The organism is Jannaschia seosinensis, from assembly GCF_001408515.1.
Lineage (GTDB): Bacteria > Pseudomonadota > Alphaproteobacteria > Rhodobacterales > Rhodobacteraceae > Jannaschia > Jannaschia seosinensis.
Genome location: NZ_CYPR01000222.1, coordinates 1 through 16,071 on the forward strand (window position 1 = coordinate 1; position 16,071 = coordinate 16,071).

A 16,071-nucleotide genomic window follows, 5' to 3' on the forward strand; every position below is an offset into this window, starting at 1 on the left:
GGTTGGCAGGCCGGCCGGTGACTTGGGTCTTGGGCGATACGGGTTGATGTTTCTGGGTTTGTCGGGGCGCATGCGTCAGGCTGTTTTCGGTGGGGCGAGGGCGTCGAAGAGAAGGAGGAGAAGTCCCTTTCGGGGACACGAAGCCGGCAGGGTCACGATGATCCGGGTCTTCTTCTCGACGATGGTGGCGGCCAGTTTGACGAGATGCAGCCGCAGCGTGTCGAACTGGGCGCGGCGCCATGGTGAACGTTTTGGGCAAGCCGCGCGGAGCTTCCACCAAATCCAGTAGGCGCAGCCGTGCAGCATCAGACGCATCTGATTGGCGTTGGCTTTCGAGCACGACGTCCGGTCTGCTGCGAGGTGGGCCTTCCACGCCTTGATGTGTTTCTCGGCTTGGCCGCGAGCGGAATAGAGCTTCTCGTAAAGATGCTTGCCGCGGCCGCCCTCGAGATTGGTGACGATGTAGCGGGTGTCCTGCCCCATGAGGCCAACCTCAACGCGGGCGATGACGCGGCGGGGTTTCGACCACGACCGAGCCGCGTAGGAGAAGGTTTTGAACCGGCGCAGCTTCTGGCCCGGCGTCCGGACGTAGCGCGCCGCCGTCGACGCTTCCAGAGCCGAGATGTTCTGCGCCAGACGGCCGTTCTTTGACAAACCAAAGATATAGCGCAGCCCGAGCCTGTCACACAGGTCCAGAACCTGCGGGGTGCAGTAGTGGCTGTCGGCTCGCAGCAGGATTTCTGTCTCGGGCCAATGCCTGGCAATCTGCCGGATCAACCGGCGGATATGGGCCGCGCTCTCGGCCCCATTGGGGCGGCGGGCCGGGCGCAGCAGTATCCCCACGAGCCGGCCCTCACCGTCAAACACGACGATCGGCTGGAAGCCGAACTCGTCGTAGAACGCATTGAACAGGCGCAGCTGCTGGTGCCCATGCACCGCGTCAAAGGTATCATCGATATCGAGCACGATCCGGCTTGGAGGGCGCGCAAACGAGTGGCAGTAGAACCGGATCATCTCGCGGCCCATGCGGATAAGGGCGCGGGTGTCGGGCAGGTTTTCCATGCGCGAGATCGTCGGCTGCGAACACGAGGCCGGCCCTGTTTCCGGGCCACGCTCCAGCGCGATCCTGAAGCTGGGATCGTACCGCAGGGCTGCCGCGTCGTTGCCGTCTTCATACCCCGCCGCGATCATCATGATCCGGAACCGGATGATGTCGCACAGGCTATGCTGAACTTTCGCCGGGTCACGCGGATCGTGCAGGCAATCTGCGAGCCGCTGCGCCAGACCCGCCCTGCGCTCGATCTCGCGCAGCAGGGTCAGTCCGGCGTCGGAGCTCATGTCGGCGCCGTCAAACCCGAGCAGGATCGGCTTGCCATTGAGGGGTGACAGGCGGGGCGTGAAGCACGTAGATTGAGCCATGGCGGAGGTCGTCCTGCTGAAATCTGAATCTTTGGCGTCGATAACCAAGAAATACAGAGTTTCAGACGGTTACGCCACCTCCGCCGCCTTCTCGTGAATTATCCGGGCTAAAAGCGCCTACCGAGACCGATCTGCGTCTCGTGGACTCCCTGCTCATGAGACCTGAGCTTGTAACAGATGAGATGTGGGTCGTGGCGGAGCCGTTGCTGCCCAATGAGCCCCCGAAGCCGAAGGGCGGTCGCCCGAGGGTGTCGGACCGGGTCCCCCTGCGCGGGATCGTATTCGTGCTCCGTTCGGGCCTACCGCGGGGGATGCTGCCGGGCGAGGTGTTCGGCAGCTCGGGCATGACCTGCTGGCGGCGCCTGCGGGATTGGCAGCAGGCGGGCGGGCGTAGACCTGCTGCACCGCATCCCGCTGGAACGGCTCGACCCGGCGGGCGCGTTGGACTGGTCCCGCGCTTCGCTGGACGCAGCGTCCATCGGTGAAAAAGGATAGTGCCCCATTGCGTGGTGTAGGAGCGCCGACCTTCGGAGAGGTCCGAAGCTGATCAGGTGGCCACGGTGGGCAATCTGACGTCTGCATTGTCGGTGACGCGCGCGAGGCTTTCAAGCGACATGTACCGCCGGGCGACTGTCCATTCGTCGTTTGTCTCGAGCATCAGAGCGCCGACCAGGCGAACAATGGCTTCGTCGTTTGGAAAGATCCCGATGACATCGGCGCGCCGCTTGATCTCGCGGTTTACTCGCTCGATTGGGTTCGTGGATGCGATCTGGGTCCAATGCTCGCGCGGGAAGTCCATGTAGGCCAGGACGTCGTCGCGGGAGGCGTCCATGAACGCGCCGAGCTTTTCCTGCTTCTCGCGAAGCGCATCCGCGACCACTTCCCACTGGGCTTCGGCCTCGGCCTTTGTCTCCTGCGCGAAGATCGTCTTCAGCATCGCCGCCACCGCCGTACGCTGCTTGGCCGGGGCATGGGCAAGCGCATTGCGCATCCAGTGAACGCGGCAGCGCTGGTGGGTCGCGTCGAACACCCGACGCGCAGCCGCCCGCAGCCCCTTGTGATCGTCGGCAACGACCAGCTTCACGCCCCGCAGGCCGCGATCGGCCAGCGAGCGGAGAAAGCCGGTCCAGAACGTCTCGGCCTCGGAAGGGCCGGTGGCCACGCCCGGCACCTCACGTTTGCCGTCCTCGTTCACCGCAATGGCCACTATCGCGGCGCGGCTGACAATGCGCCCGCCGTCACGCACCTTCAGGTACGTGGCATCGAGCCAAAGGTAGGGCCACTCGCCCTCCAGCGGCCGCGACAGGAACGCGTTCACCCGCTCATCGATCTCACCGCAGAGCCGGCTGACCTGGCTCTTCGACATGCCGCCAGCGCCCATGGCCTTCACCAGGTCGTCCACCGAGCGCGTCGAGATGCCTTGCACGTAAGCCTCCTGGATCACAGCCACGAGTGCTTTTTCGGCTGTCCGACGCGGTTCAAGAAAGCTCGGCAAGTAGCTTCCCTTCCTCAGCTTCGGGATCTCCAGCGATATCCGTCCGGCGCGGGTGTCCCAGTCCCGCTCGCGGTATCCATTTCGCTGAACCTCACGCGACGGCGAACGCACGCCCTTTGCTACGCCAGTTCTGGTCTCAATCTCCGCTTCCATGATCCGCCTGGCCGCGAAAGCCAGCATCTCGCGCACGAGATCGCCATCGGCCTCCTTTTCAACCAGCTCAAGCAGCGCCATTCTGTCGTCGGTCATCGTCGTCTCCGTTCTTGGTTTCGAGTCTCGCAACCCGAACCTTCACGAAGATCGACGGTGACCACCAGCGTCACACCCGGCCGCGCGCTACGCTACGCCAAGGGCTTCGCCCGCGGCCTCCTACACCAACCGCTGGGACACTATCTGCTTGCGGGGTAAAAGATGTACCGGAAACGATCCGGGGGATCGTTTCAGCCCTGAACGGGCGGAGCCTACTCGCCGTCACCGCAAGACTTGATGCCGGTGCTGTCCACTGCCCGACAGGGCATTGCGCAGCAATGTCCGGAGAGGGGATGAGCAGGCTCAGCGGCTGTCCGGACGCACGATACGGGATCTGCACTGCAATCCTCGCCTAACGGCGGCTCAGCGTCGAAAAATCCGGCATAGGCCAGTCGAGCCCGGCCATCCGGCCCAGACTTTCGAACAGTCCACCCGTCTGGCGAAGCGGAAGACCGAAGAGCACTTTCAGCGTCAGGCAGGTCTGAGTCGCCGCATCAGAGAAAGTCTCAGGCCGGCCTCGCTTGCCAGATCTCTCCGCATGCCAGACCGCGCCGGGATCGAACCAGACCGACAACGAGCCCTGAACTGCTCCGAGTTTGCCGGAGGCTGAGTTTTGTTAGTTACGCAGCCTCGGCTTTGGTATCCAGAGCTGCGTAAAAGTTGGCTTCGGCTTCAGCGGGCGGGATATTCCCGATGGGCTCGAGCAGACGGCGGTTGTTAAACCAGTCCACCCATTCGAGGGTCGCGTATTCCACGGCTTCAAAGCTGCGCCACGGACCGCGCCGGTGAATGACCTTGGCCTTGAACAGGCCGTTGATCGTCTCGGCCAGTGCGTTGTCGTAGCTGTCGCCCACACTGCCGACGGATGGTCCGATGCCCGCCTCACCGAGCCGCTCTGTATACTTGGTGGACAGGTATCGGGAGCCGCGGTCCGAGTGGTGGACCAGCCCCATTCCCTTCGTCGGCCGGCGTTCGTGGACCGCCTGTTCAAGGGCATCGAGAACGAAGCCCGCGTGGGCCGTGGTGCTGACCCGCCAACCCACGATCCGCCTGGCATAGGCATCGATGACAAAGGCGACGTAGGCGAAGCCCTTCCACGTGGCCACGTAGGTGAAATCGCTCACCCACAGCATGTTCGGGGCAGGCACACGGAACTGCCGGTTCACCTGGTCCAGTGGACATGGCGCCTTCTTGTCCGGGATCGTCGTCCGGAGCGGCTTGCCGCGGAGCGAGCCTTGTCCGCCATTGGTCCGAGGACAATGGCGAGCGCCCTGAAAGCCCCATGTCTTTCATCAGCCGTGCCACGGTGCAGCGGGCGACATCGATGCTCTCTCGCCCCAATTGTCGCCAGACCTTGCGAACGCCGTAGACACGCCAGTTCTCCTCGAACACGCGCCGGATCTCGGGCCGCAATGCTTCGTCACGCCGCGCCCGATCCGACAGCCGGGTCGGTTCGGCCCGCTTGGCCAAGTGATCGTAGTAGGTGGAAGGGGCGATCGGCAGGACGTTGCAGATCGGCTCGACCCCATGCTTCCCACGAGGATTGCCGATGAACGACACCATCACTTCGACCGGCGGTCGATCTCCGCCATCGCAAAACAAGCTGATGCCTTGCGCAGTATCTCGTTCGCTTGGCGAAGCTCGCGGTTCTCCCGCTCCAGCGCCTTCAGCTTCTCGGCCATATCGCTCGGAATGCCCGCTGGCGTGCCGCTGTCTACCTCGACCTTCTTCACCCAGGCATTGAGCGTGTCGGTCGAGCAGCCGATCTTCGCGGCGATCGAGGCCATCGCCTGCCAGCGGGACTCGTGCTGACCCTCGTCGTCGAGAACCATACGAACCGCACGCTCGCGGACCTCGGGGGAAAACTTGTTCGTCGTTTTGCTCATGATAGCTCCATCTTACTCAAGAGTTGGAGCCTCCCGCAGAACCGGGGCGGTTCAGACGGCTGGATCGCCTCGGTCTTGGACGCCGCCGGCACGGACCTTAACTCGATCGCAATTCCCACCTGCTGCCAGCGCACCGGCGCCGACGGGCACTAGATCGCCTTCAAACCCATACAAGGACCGGCTTTATTGAGAGATTCAACGGCCGGCTCGGCAATGAACTCTTGAACGGGACGCTGTCCCCAACGCTTGGGGAGGCATGACAGGAGATCGATGCATGACAGCGTGCCTGCAGCCGTTATTGCCCACGCTTCGGCCCCGGAAGCAGCCCGCAGAAAAGGTTCATGGCAACGTAGGGACTGAAAATGCGCGCCGTGTAGCCAATAAGTCATTTCGCAGGCCCCTTGGATGCCGAGGCCCCTGCATCGCAGCATCGCAGCATCGCTGCATCGCATCGCCCACCGCCAGAAAAAATCCGATCAGCCGGAAGCAGACACTCAATCTGCCGCCTCGGCATCGTCGTCTTCTGGCGACACACCTTCTCGCGCGAAGGCCACGACATCCGGGTCGAACCGAACCGCGTCCGGGCCCGCGCTGCCGAGCCGGAGGTAGCCCAGCACCCGACCGTCTCGCGTCGGATCTAGTATAAGCACCTCACCCTCGTAGACGCGAAAGCGGGTCAACTCGACGATGTTGTCGAAATGGGTGATCAGGAGGAGCGGGCCGCCGGCGTCCTTGCCGTCCCAAGCCATCACCATCTCGCGCAGCGCCTCCGCATCTTCGGGACCGGCAAGTTTCCCGAGCGGATTCAATGCAGCATCCACCCGCGCCTCGACGCCATCCAGCGCATTCATGTCGGCCTCCAGCATCCCCTCCTCAAGGCCAAGATAGGTCTGTTGGGCACGGCACCATTGCGAGAGAAGGACCTCTCCCGGACGCAATCCGTTGACGATGAGCAGCGCACCGAGCTGGCGCATCTGATCCTGGCCAGTTTCGGTCAGGAGACGCTGATCCTCGCAATCGCTCGGGGCGGTGCCGGGGGCGTCCCGCACATCCCACTCGGAGGGGCCGCCGCGCATAATGAAGACGAGATCGTCGCGGAACAGGTCGTCCAGCATCTGCCACGGCTCGAAGCTGATGACTTCCTCGACGACCATCTCCTCGGGCGCGTCCGTCTCCATCGACATCGACATCTGTCCGGCGAATCCGGAAACGGGCTCGATCTCGCCCTTCCACTTGGGCATCCCGGCCGCATCCTGCGCCGAAACAGGCAGGGCGGCGGCGAACGCAAGTGCCGCGGCAACGCTCGTAATGCGGTGCTTCATTGGAAATGTCCCACATCCGGCTGTGCCGATCTGAGGCGCAATTGCCCCAACACGCGATTGCCATCTGCAGGGTCGAGCACGAGCATCTGACCCTCGAACACCGCCCGCTCGGTCAGTTCCTGAATGTTGGTGAAGTGCGAGATAATGAGCAGCGGCCCATGACCCGCGCCACCGTCCCAATCGGCGATGATCTCCCGCATAGCGGCCACGTCGGGAGCACCTTGCAGCGACAAAAGCAGGTTGAGATCCGCGATCGTGTCGATCTGCACGTTCTCGAGCGCATCCGGATCGGCGTCGCGCATCCCGTCCAGCATCGCTTCCAGCGTCTGCTGATTTCGACACCATTCGCTGGCCACGATCCGACCCGGCGTCAGATGATTGGCAACCATCAGGGCGCCCAGTTCATACATCTGGCGCCGACCTGTTTCCGTCGTCACGCGCTGATCTTCGCAATCGGTGGGCGCGACATCGGTCGCGTCACGTTTCGACCAATCGGTCGGGCCATGACGCATCAGAAGTACGACGTCGTCGCGGGCCAGCGCGTGCAGCATGTCCCAAGGCTCGAAGGTCAGCTCCTCGGTGACGGCGCGATCACTCTCCACCTGTGAATTGGGCATGACCATCGTCATGAGCCCACCTTTGCCGTCCCGCTCCACATCGCCGGAAAGAGATTGCGCCATCGCAGGAGCGGCAAGCGCAACGAACGCAAGAAGCGCCGCGGCAAATCGGTAGTGCATCACGTTCGTCTTTCCTGTGGTCCGATACCTGATGATAGGCCGTCGGTGCCAAAAATCCTTCTTGGAGTGGCATGTGGCGACGTTCTGACGCCATGCAACGGGATCGGGAGCATTGCAGCAATGACAGGCGCGCACAGGACCTGTGCCCCGTTCCGCGGCTGCGTGCCCGCGCAACATGACGGCGCCTGCTCAACCCTCCCACAGGCGCCGACAGATCGCGTCGACGGCGGCATGAAGCAGAAGCGTCAGGACGGCCAGGACGATCAGCGCGGCGAACATCAGGTCGATCTTCGCGCGGCCATTGGCCAGCAGCATCAGGTAACCCAGCCCCTGCGACGCCCCGACCCATTCCCCGATGATCGCGCCGATGGGGGCGTAGACGGCGGCGAGGCGCAGGCCCGAGGCGAAGCCGGGCATCGCCGCCGGCACACGGATGCGCATCAGAATTCGGGCGGGCGTTGCATTCATGATCCGGGCGAGTTCGAGCCACCCCGGCGGCGTCCGCATCAGCGCGTCGAAGAACGCGGATGTGACCGGGAAGTAGATGATGAGCAGCGCCATCGCGACCTTGGACCACAGCCCGTATCCCAGCCAGAGCGTCAGGATGGGCGCCAGGGCAAAAACCGGAACGGCCTGACTGAAGACCAGCATCGGGCGCAGCAGGGACCGCGCGAGAGGGGAGGCGGCCAGAAGGATCGCCGTTGCGAAACCGAGTGCGGCGCCGAGGCCGAGGCCCACGAGAACTTCGATCGCGGTGATGAGCGCGTGTTCGGCGATCAGATTCCGGCTGGTCCAGAGGGTCGAGAAGACGGCGAGGGGGCCGGGTAGAATGAACCGGGGCAGACCGGCGAGCGTGACGATCGCCTGCCAGGCCAGTATGCCGAGGAGCGCCACGCCGGCGGCATGGGGCACCCGTATCACCGTGCCTCCATCAGCTGCCGGAGCAGGCGGCCCTGAAACGCAAGCGTCTCGGGCGCGTCGTAGCGGCGCGGCGGCGGAGCCTCGGGCGGCGTGACCAGCGCAATGCCGTCCCGCGTCATCAGCAGGACGCGCTCTCCGAGCCGTGCGGCTTCGGCGGTGTCGTGGGTGACATGCAGGACCGTGCGTCCTGCCAGAAGTTCTGCCGCAAGGTCCTGCATCAAGGCGCGCGAGCGGGCGTCGAGTGCGGAGAACGGCTCGTCCAGCAGAACCACCCGTCGGTCCTCCAGCAACGTTCGCGCGAGGGCTACGCGCTGCCGCTGACCACCGGAGAGCGCATGGGGGCGCTTGGCGGCGTGTGCGGCGAGGCCGACCCGTTCCAGCACCTCACGCGCGCGATCACGCGGCTGCGCCTCGCCCCGCAGCCGCGCTCCGAGCATGGTATTGGCCGTGACGTCGAGCCAGGGCATCAGCAGGTCGCTCTGCGCCATCAACGCCACGAGGTTTTCGCCCGGCGCGCCACTCGCCGCCGTCATTTCGCCCTCGAAAGTGACCTCTTCGCCAAGGCCGGCAAGCAGGCGCAGGATCGTCGACTTTCCCACGCCCGACGGACCGAGCAGGCAGGTCCAGCGGCCCGCCGGCGCCTCGAGGTCGACCGGCCCGAAGATCGGCGCGCCGTCGATCCGCGCCGTGCCCGACAGGCGAAGCGACGGCGCCGTCATCACCCCGACAGACCCATGTCCCAGAACCCGACCTCGAGCCGTGTCGCCGTGCGGAACCTGTCCGCGAGGCGCGGCCAGCGCGGGCTCTCCTCGGGCGCCGGCCCCAGACGGCGTGCCACCGCAGCGTCGATCATGGCGCCCACGTCGCGGCACGTGCGCTGATAATCTTCACCCGAGTAAGTGGCGATCCATTCGGCATAGACCGTCTCGTCGGCATGCGCCGCAAGACGCGCACCGATTTCGCCGTAGCCCAGCACACAGGGCGCAAGCGCCGCCATCAGGTCGAGGAAGTCGCCGGAATGCCCCGCGTCGAGTACATAGCGCGTATAGGCGAGGTTCTGCGGCGCCTCCTCGGCGGCGAAGAGATCGGCCTCGGAGATACCTTCGGCGGCGCAGGTCTCGACATGAAGCCGCATCTCCTCGTCGAGCAGCGCATGGACCGTGGCGGCGCAGGCGCGCATCTCCTCCAGCGTCTCGGCCTTGGTGACGGCCAAGGCCCAGGCGCGGGAGAAATGCACGAGAAAGACGTAATCCTGCACAAGGTAGCGCAGGAACGCCTCGCGGGGGAGCGTTCCGTCCCGCATCCCCTCGACGAAGGCATGGCGGGTGTAGTTCCGCCATGTCTCTCCGGCCGCTTCACGCCAGAGCGGGAAGGTGACGCCGTAGGTCACTGCGCCCCCAGATCGACGGCGAGTTCGGAGACGGGACGCGTCCCCTCCACGAGCCCGGCCTCGTTCAGGAAGGCCTCGAAGCGGGCGTAGCGGCCCTGATCCAGAGCCTCGGGGCGCAGCGCGAAGCGGGGGATCGTGTCGGCCCAGGCCTTCTCGTTCAACTCGTCCTGCAACTCCGCCGAGGTGGCCGCGAAGATCTCCCAGCTTTCCTGCGGGTGATTGACGATGAACTGCGTCGCCTTTTCCGTCGCGGCGAGGAAGCGGCGGATCAGATCCGCATCCATCGTCTCGGGATTGGCGACATAGATCAGCTCGTCATAGGCGGGCAGGCCCTCCTCTTCGAGATAGAAGCACCGGCCGTCGATGCCTTCGATCTCCATCTGGTTGAGTTCGAAGTTGCGGAAGGCGCCGATGACGGCATCCACCTGACCCGACATGAGCGCGGGCGACAGCGACCAGTTCACATTAACGAGCTCGATGTCGTCCATCGTCAGGGCGTTGTTCTCCAGAATGGAGGAAAGCAGCGCCTCCTCCACGCCCGCCACCGAAAAGCCGACCTTGCGGCCCTTCAGATCGGCGATCTCGTCGATCGGCCCGTCCTCCAGCACCAGAAGGCAGTTGAGCGGCGTGGCGACCAGCGTACCGACCCGGATCAGCGGCATCTCCTCGGCCACCTGCAAGTGCAGTTGCGGCTGATAGGAGATGGCGAGATCGGCGCGCCCGGCGGCGGCCATCTTCGGCGGATCGGCGGGATCGGCCGGCGCGATCACCTCGATCTCCAAGCCCTGTTCGGCGAAGTAGCCCTGCTCCTGCGCGATGATGATCGGCCCGTGGTCGGGATTGACGAACCAGTCGAGCATCAGGGTCATCTTGTCCTGCGCGGCGGCGGGCATCGCGACGAGGAGCGCGATTGCGGTCAGGGTGGCTTTCATCGGGTGTCTCCAGTTGGGTCGCCAAGGGCGACGAGGCAGATTTCTCCTTCCCAGCCGGTCGCGAGCCGCTCTGCCGCCTGCCACGAGCGCAGGCCCGAGCGGCAGCAGAGCACGGCGCGCTGGCCGGGATCGGGGGTGGGGCCGTCCGGCCCGAAGGCCGTGACGGGCAGACGCCGTGCATCGGGGCGCACCAGCATTGCTTCCTCCTCGGCGCGAAGGTCCACGAGGAAGTCGGTATCGGCGATCTGTGACGGGGCGAGGAAGCGCGGCCGGGATGCGGGCTCGGGCGCGGTATCGAAGCGGAAGCCGCCGGACCGGAAGGTCCGCCCGTCGAAGGTGACGAGCTGGCCCAGCGGCGACGGGGCAATATCCGCAATGAGCGCCAGCGCCATCTGCGCCTGAAGCGCGCCGACGACCCCGACGACCGGCCCCAGCACGCCGTCTTCGGCGCAGGAGCCCAGGCGCTGCGGCAGGTCGGGAAAGACCGCCCGCAGGCTCGGGGCGCTGCCGCAGAAGGCACCGCAATACCCCTCCAGCCCGATCACCGACGCGCTGATCAACGGTATGCCGCCGGCCCGGCACGTGTCGGAGGCGACGTAGCTTGCCGCGAAGCTGTCGGCGCAGTCGAGAACCAGATCGACACCGTCGCAGAGCGTCGTGGCATTGGCGGGATTGAAGGCATTGACAACCGGCTCCACCCGGCATTCGGGGTTCAGCGCGGTAACATGGCCCGCGGCCGCCTCCGCCTTGGCCGTGCCGATATCGGTTTCCCGAAACAGCGTCTGACGATGGAGATTGGAGGCTTCCACCCGGTCCGGATCGACAAGCCGGATACGCCCCACGCCCGCGCCCCCGAGATATTGCAGCACCGGAGCCGCAAGCCCGCCCGCCCCGATCACCAGGACATGCGCATGCCGCAGCCGCGCCTGCCCCTCGGGGCCGAGTTCGGGCACGGCAACCTGGCGGTCATAGCGGCTCATCGCGTCGCCTCGATCCACTGCCGCACGCGCCGCTCCGGGTCGTCGTTCAGGGTGATGTCGGTGACGGCCGAGACGATGTCCGCCCCGGCATCGAAGGCGCCCGCCGCGCGCTCGACGCTCATGCCGCCGATGGCGACGAGGGGCATGGCACCGATCAGCCGCTTCCACTCCGTCACCCGGTCGAGGCCCTGTTGCTCCCACTTCATCTTCTTCAGGATGGTCGGATAGACCGGCCCGAGCGCCACGTAATCCGGCGCAAGCGACAAGGCCCGATCAAGCTCCGCATGGTCATGCGTGCTGATCCCGAGCTTCACGCCGGCTCGGCGGATGGCGGGCAAATCGGCGGTGTCGAGATCCTCCTGCCCCAGATGCACCCAGTCGCAGCCCTCGTCGATGGCGATGCGCCAATGGTCGTTGACGACGAGCACCGCATCCTGCGCCCGACAGAGAGCCTGCGCCCGCGCCACAGCTTCCCGCAAATCGTTCTCGGCCACGTCCTTGATGCGCAACTGCACCAGCTTCACGCCCAAGGGGAGCGTCCGCTCCAGCCAGTCGAGGCCGTCGAAAATCGGATAGAAACGGTCGAGGCTCATTCCAGGAACGCCCGCCCGATGACCGGGGTGGAGGGCGCGGCCATGTCGCGCGGCTCCATCGGATCGGCCTCGTAGGCCAGACGACCGGCCTCTACCCCTCGGGCGAAGCCTTCGGCCATGGCCGAAGGATCGCCGGCCTTCGCCACCGCAGTGTTCAGAAGCACCGCGTCGAAGCCCATCTCCATCGCCATTGCCGCCTGGCTGGGCACCCCGAGCCCGGCATCCACGACCATCGGCACGTCGGGAAACTGTGCCCTGAGCGTGCGCAGGCCGTAGATGTTGGTCAGGCCCAGTCCGGTGCCGATCGGCGCGCCCCACGGCATCAGCACCTCGCAACCCGCCGAGAGCAGACGGTCCGCCAGCACCACGTCCTCGGTCGTGTAGGGGAACACCTCGAAGCCGTCCTCGGTGAGGATCCGCGCCGCCTCCACCAGACCGAACGGATCGGGCTGGAGCGTGTCGGCATGGCCGATCACCTCAAGCTTGATCCAGGGCGTGTCGAAGAGTTCGCGCGCCATCCGCGCGGTGGTGACGGCCTCGCGGACCGAGTGGCAGCCGGCGGTGTTGGGCAGCACCTTCACGCCCAGATCGCGAACCAGATCCCAGAAGGCCGCGCCGGCCCGCTCTCCCCCGGCCTCCCGACGCACGGAGACGGTGGCGATGCCTGCGCCGGAGCGGCGGAACGCTTCGGCCAGATCCGCGGGCGAGGGGTAGAGTGCGGTGCCGAGCATCAGGCGCGAGGCGATTTCGGTTCCGTAAAGCTGCATCTCAGCCTCCCTGCCTTGGGGCCACGATTTCGACCCGGTCGCCGGGGGCGAGATCGGTCTCCTCCCGCGCCGCCGCCGGGATGAAATTCTCGTTCACGGCCGTGGCGACCTTCGCGCCGCCATAGCCGAGTTCGCCGAGAGCCGCGGCGAGTGTCTGCGCCCGCACGTCGGTGGCGGTGCCGTTAACCGTGATCTTCATCCATCAACTCCGGATTGCTGCCGTCGCAGGCCGCCTCCACCGCCATTCGCGCCAGCGCGGGCGCCAGGAGGAAGCCGTGCCGAAAGAGGCCATTGACGTGAATCGTCTCGCCCCGCCTGCGCAGGCGGGGCAGATTGTCGGGAAAGGCGGGGCGGGCATCGGCGCCGATCTCCAGCAGCTCCGCCTCGCCAAAGCCGGGGTGGAGCGCATAGGCGGCGGAGAGAAGCTCCAGCACCGACCGGACGCGACGCCTGCGGTCGTCGCTCTCGATCTGGGTGGCGCCGAGCATGAACACGCCGTCTCCGCGCGGAACGACGTAGAGCGGGAACCGCGGGTGGAGCAGCCGCAGCGGACGTGTCAGGCGGATTTCGGGCTGGCGTAACACGGCCATCTCGCCCTTCACGCCGCGCAGATCCGTCAGGGCGTCGCGCGCCGACAATCCCCGGCAATCGAAGGTCAGACCCGTCGCGTCGCCGCGTTCCGCGACGAAGGTGACGCCCTCGCGTCGCAGCCGATTGCGGAGGTGGATCAAGGCGGCGCGCGGATCTATATGCGCCTCGGACGGGAAAAGCAGCGCCCGGTCGAACCGGCCCTCGAGGTCCAGCTCCAGCGCGGCGAGGGCGGCGGCGTCGAGCCTCTCATGCCCCTCGGTGCGGCGCGCGAAACGGTCGAGTTCGCGCCGGTCCCGCCCGAGCGTCACCACGAGCGTGCCGTTCCGCACCACGCGGACACCCTGCCGCGCCCACCAGTCGGAGGCCTCCTGCCCGAGGCGGACGACCGGCTCCTGCGCCGTCTCTCCTTCGCAAAACGGCGCCAGCATCCCCCCGGCCCACCACGAGCAGCCATGCGGCCCCGGCCGCGGCGCCGGATCGACGATCGTCACAGCACAATCCCGCGCGACCAGTTCCGTCGCCACGCACAGGCCCGCCACGCCGGCGCCCAGAACCGTCGCCTGCATCACGGCCAGATCTCGTGGAAATGATGGACCGGCCCGTGCCCGCTGCCGATGTCCAGCCCGTCCGCCGCGCGGATCGCGTGATGCAGCCAGTCCTGCGCCCGTCGAACGGCGGGTTCAAGCTCGGCGCCCTTCGCCAGTTCCGCCGCGATGGCCGAGGAGAGGGTGCATCCCGTGCCATGGGTGTTGCGCGTGGCCAGCCGTGGCTGCTCCATTGCCGTCAGGCCGGACGGTGTCACCAGACGGTCAATGCAGGACAGTCCCGCCCCGTGACCGCCTTTCATCACCACGGCCCGCGCACCCAGTTCGAGCAGCGCCCGACCCTGTGCCGCGATATCCTCCGCCTGATGGGCATGGTCCTGGCCCAGCAGGCGAGCCGCTTCGGGAAGGTTCGGGGTGAGGACGTCCGCGCGCGGCACCAGCGACGCGATCAGCGTCGCCTCGGCCTCTGCGGCCAGAAGCGCGTCGCCCGACTTAGCGACCATCACGGGGTCGAGAACGACCGGGCCCTTGTAATCTTCCAGCGCCGCGGCCACCGCTTTGATGATCTCCGGCGAGGCCAGCATCCCGATCTTGATCGCGTCCGGCGGAATGTCCTCCAGAACGGCTGCGATCTGCGCGGCGACCAGGGACGGCGAGACGGCCTCCACGGCCAGAACGCCGCGCGTGTTCTGGGCCGTGATCGCGGTGATCGCGCTCGTGCCATAGACCCCGAGGGCCGAGAATGTCTTGAGATCGGCCTGAATGCCGGCGCCGCCGCCGCTATCGGACCCTGCGATGGTGAGTGCGGATGGATGTGGCTTCATCGTTTCTCCCGCCGGCGGAGGCAGGAGGATGAAAAAGCGAGGGCCACGAGCTTCGCCAGATCGATCTCCGTTTCCTACGCCGGTATTGCCCGGATCAGGTTCGATGGGTTGACTCGCGCCTCTCAGCCCTCAACGGGGCACCCCAACGGATTTGAGTCAACCCTAGCCACAGATGGACAGGCCTGCAACCGCTGCGCGACCAGGCGACATCGGTTCTTGGCGGAGCACCGCATGGCCTGGGATCCGTAAAACAACCGGTTGTCCGGTCAATCGGGAGCGCCATGACGGAACCCTGCGGATGGTCCGGATTTTAGCCCGCATAATTCATGAAGCTGCGGACTTGTGCTCCGTGGGATGGTTTCCCCGGTCTCGGTTTTCTTGCGCGCACCCGGTGTTTGCGTCCGGTTGGCATGCCGGCCGGTGACTTGGGTCTTGGGCGATACGGGTTGATGTTTCTGGGTTTGTCGGGGCGCATGCGTCAGGCTGTTTTCGGTGGGGCGAGGGCGTCGAAGAGAAGGAGGAGAAGTCCCTTTCGGGGACACGATGCCGGCAGGGTCACGATGATCCGGGTCTTCTTTTCGACGATGGTGGCGGCCAGTTTGACGAGATGCAGCCGCAGCGTGTCGAACTGGGCGCGGCGCCATGGTGAACGTTTTGGGCAAGCCGCGCGGAGCTTCCACCAAATCCAGTAGGCGCAGCCGTGCAGCATCAGGCGCATCTGATTGGCGTTGGCTTTCGAGCACGACGTCCGGTCTGCTGCGAGGTGGGCCTTCCACGCCTTGATGTGGTTCTCGGCCTGGCCGCGAGCGGAGTAGATCTTCTCATAAAGATGCTTACCGCGACCGCCCTCGAGGTTGGTGACGATGTAGCGGGTGTCCCGAACCATGGGGCCAACCTCGACGCGGGCGATGACGCGGCGGGGTTTCGACCACGAGCGGGCTGCGTAGGAGAAGGTTTTGAACCGGCGCAGCTTCTGGCCCGGCGTTCGGGCGTAGCGCGCCGCTGTCGACGCTTCCAGAGCCGAGATGTTCTGCGCCAGACGGCCGTTCTTTGACAAACCGAAGACATAGCGCAGCCCGAGCCTGTCACACAGGTCCAGAACCTGCGGGGTGCAGTAGTGGCTGTCGGCTCGCAGCAGGATTTCTGTCTCGGGCCAATGCCTGGCAATCTGCCGGATCAACCGGCGGATGTGGGCCGCGCTCTCGGCCCCATTGGGGCGGCGGACCGGGCGCAGCAGTGTCCCCACGAGCCGGCCCTCACCGTCAAACACGACGATCGGCTGGAAGCCGAACTCGTCGTAGAACGCATTGAACAGGCGCAGCTGCTGGTGGCCATGCACCGCGTCAAAGGTATCGTCGATGTCGAGCACGATTCGGCTTGGNGGGCGTGCAAACGAGTGGCAGTAGAACCGGATCATCTC

16 protein-coding genes, 2 pseudogenes, 1 riboswitch and 1 other annotated feature are annotated in these 16,071 nt (G+C 65.9%); of the genes and pseudogenes, 1 reads left to right on the plus strand and 17 read right to left on the minus strand.

Features of this window, described 5'->3' with window-relative positions:
* Window positions 1–75: 75 nt before the first annotated feature.
* Window positions 76–1,419: an IS1380 family transposase gene (locus tag JSE7799_RS16460; RefSeq protein WP_055664572.1), complete on the minus strand. Its 1,344-nt coding sequence runs from the start codon at window positions 1,417–1,419 to the stop codon at window positions 76–78.
* A gap of 182 nt (window positions 1,420–1,601) precedes the next feature.
* Here JSE7799_RS16460 and JSE7799_RS20155 point away from each other — a divergent pair, with 182 nt between their 5' ends.
* The gene (locus JSE7799_RS20155) at window positions 1,602–1,904 is read left to right on the plus strand and encodes a transposase (RefSeq protein ID WP_370736663.1); all 303 of its coding nucleotides are present in this window, start codon (window positions 1,602–1,604) and stop codon (window positions 1,902–1,904) included.
* A 62-nt stretch (window positions 1,905–1,966) separates the two neighbouring features.
* Here JSE7799_RS20155 and JSE7799_RS16465 read toward each other — a convergent pair whose 3' ends face one another.
* From JSE7799_RS16465 to JSE7799_RS16545, 16 genes and pseudogenes are all read right to left on the minus strand, one after another.
* Complete coding sequence (locus JSE7799_RS16465) at window positions 1,967–3,163, minus strand: IS256 family transposase (protein ID WP_055662248.1); 1,197 nt, start codon at window positions 3,161–3,163, stop codon at window positions 1,967–1,969.
* A 196-nt stretch (window positions 3,164–3,359) separates the two neighbouring features.
* Window positions 3,360–3,746, minus strand: a pseudogene (locus JSE7799_RS16470) (transposase); the annotation flags it as partial.
* A gap of 37 nt (window positions 3,747–3,783) precedes the next feature.
* Window positions 3,784–5,049 (minus strand): annotated as a pseudogene (locus tag JSE7799_RS16475) (IS3 family transposase).
* Window positions 4,652–4,768, minus strand: a sequence feature (AL1L pseudoknot). Its footprint overlaps the pseudogene before it by 117 nt.
* A gap of 494 nt (window positions 5,050–5,543) precedes the next feature.
* Window positions 5,544–6,371, minus strand: coding sequence for a histidine phosphatase family protein (locus JSE7799_RS16485; RefSeq protein WP_055662236.1), 828 nt, complete (start codon window positions 6,369–6,371; stop codon window positions 5,544–5,546).
* Window positions 6,368–7,051 carry a SixA phosphatase family protein gene (locus JSE7799_RS16490; protein ID WP_222101796.1) on the minus strand — a complete coding sequence of 228 codons (684 nt, stop codon included), beginning with the start codon at window positions 7,049–7,051 and terminating at the stop codon, window positions 6,368–6,370. Before JSE7799_RS16490 ends, JSE7799_RS16485 begins: the two co-directional genes overlap by 4 nt.
* 246 nt (window positions 7,052–7,297) lie before the next feature.
* A complete protein-coding gene (locus tag JSE7799_RS16495) occupies window positions 7,298–8,020 on the minus strand; it encodes an ABC transporter permease (protein ID WP_055664584.1) in 723 nt (240 codons plus the stop codon).
* Window positions 8,021–8,025: 5 nt separating this feature from the next.
* Window positions 8,026–8,748, minus strand: a complete 723-nt coding sequence (locus JSE7799_RS16500) for an ABC transporter ATP-binding protein (RefSeq protein ID WP_055664575.1) — start codon at window positions 8,746–8,748, stop codon at window positions 8,026–8,028.
* Window positions 8,748–9,419 (minus strand): thiaminase II, encoded by a 672-nt coding sequence (tenA, locus tag JSE7799_RS16505; RefSeq protein WP_055664576.1) that lies wholly within the window; start codon window positions 9,417–9,419, stop codon window positions 8,748–8,750. The genes JSE7799_RS16500 and tenA overlap by 1 nt, the downstream gene beginning before the upstream one ends.
* A complete protein-coding gene (locus JSE7799_RS16510; RefSeq protein ID WP_055664577.1) occupies window positions 9,416–10,351 on the minus strand; it encodes an ABC transporter substrate-binding protein in 936 nt (311 codons plus the stop codon). Before JSE7799_RS16510 ends, tenA begins: the two co-directional genes overlap by 4 nt.
* Window positions 10,348–11,331, minus strand: coding sequence for a HesA/MoeB/ThiF family protein (locus JSE7799_RS16515; protein ID WP_055664578.1), 984 nt, complete (start codon window positions 11,329–11,331; stop codon window positions 10,348–10,350). Before JSE7799_RS16515 ends, JSE7799_RS16510 begins: the two co-directional genes overlap by 4 nt.
* Complete coding sequence (locus JSE7799_RS16520; RefSeq protein ID WP_055664579.1) at window positions 11,328–11,924, minus strand: thiamine phosphate synthase; 597 nt, start codon at window positions 11,922–11,924, stop codon at window positions 11,328–11,330. The genes JSE7799_RS16515 and JSE7799_RS16520 overlap by 4 nt, the downstream gene beginning before the upstream one ends.
* The gene (locus JSE7799_RS16525; protein ID WP_055664580.1) at window positions 11,921–12,691 is read right to left on the minus strand and encodes a thiazole synthase; all 771 of its coding nucleotides are present in this window, start codon (window positions 12,689–12,691) and stop codon (window positions 11,921–11,923) included. The genes JSE7799_RS16520 and JSE7799_RS16525 overlap by 4 nt, the downstream gene beginning before the upstream one ends.
* A 1-nt stretch (window position 12,692) precedes the next feature.
* Window positions 12,693–12,890: a sulfur carrier protein ThiS gene (gene thiS, locus JSE7799_RS16530; protein WP_055664581.1), complete on the minus strand. Its 198-nt coding sequence runs from the start codon at window positions 12,888–12,890 to the stop codon at window positions 12,693–12,695.
* Entirely contained in the window at window positions 12,874–13,848 is a 975-nt protein-coding gene (locus tag JSE7799_RS16535) for an FAD-dependent oxidoreductase (RefSeq protein WP_055664582.1), read from the minus strand. The genes thiS and JSE7799_RS16535 overlap by 17 nt, the downstream gene beginning before the upstream one ends.
* On the minus strand, window positions 13,848–14,651 hold the full coding sequence (gene thiD, locus JSE7799_RS16540) for a bifunctional hydroxymethylpyrimidine kinase/phosphomethylpyrimidine kinase (protein WP_055664583.1): 804 nt from the start codon (window positions 14,649–14,651) through the stop codon (window positions 13,848–13,850). The genes JSE7799_RS16535 and thiD overlap by 1 nt, the downstream gene beginning before the upstream one ends.
* Window positions 14,652–14,705: 54 nt before the next feature.
* Window positions 14,706–14,806: riboswitch (TPP riboswitch) on the minus strand.
* Window positions 14,807–15,129: 323 nt separating this feature from the next.
* Window positions 15,130–16,071: IS1380 family transposase (locus JSE7799_RS16545; protein WP_055664585.1), on the minus strand; the 942-nt coding region annotated here is incomplete at its 5' end.